Origin of the sequence: Paraburkholderia sp. RL18-085-BIA-A (assembly GCF_046027075.1) — a bacterium.
Classification (GTDB): domain Bacteria; phylum Pseudomonadota; class Gammaproteobacteria; order Burkholderiales; family Burkholderiaceae; genus Paraburkholderia.
On record NZ_JARESU010000643.1, the window covers coordinates 1 to 385 of the forward strand.

1 protein-coding gene is annotated in these 385 nt (G+C 54.0%); it reads right to left on the reverse strand.

Annotated elements, in window-relative coordinates:
• Position 1 precedes the first annotated feature (1 nt).
• Positions 2-214, reverse strand: a complete 213-nt coding sequence (locus P0D89_RS54210) for a hypothetical protein (protein WP_408371570.1) — start codon at positions 212-214, stop codon at positions 2-4.
• Positions 215-385: the final 171 nt, after the last annotated feature.

Below are 385 nucleotides of genomic sequence, written 5' to 3' on the forward strand. Positions count from 1 at the left end.
GTTACGGCTCTTTGCGCACCAATGCTTGTTGAATCCGATCGGCGTAATCGGAAAGATGCCTCAAATGGCTATCCAGGGAGTCGCGCGAGGATCCGCTTGCTGTATCCAGCCGTATCAGTTCGAGCGCGACTTCGACAGCGATCTTCCGTTTCGATGCGGCGTCGAGTGTGGCTTCGCTATCATTGTAGAGGAGCAATTTATCGTCCATGTTCATTTGTCGGTTCGGTTGAACTGCATTGAATGATGATCGCGGTACTCGTTCAGTCCTCAATTTCTCTTGCGAGCCTCACGCCCCGGGCATCGCGGACAATTTCCATGTTCCGGGTCCACTCCAACCCGCCCAGATCGTCAAGCCGTATCTTGATCGGCATCGGCGTCTTGCTGA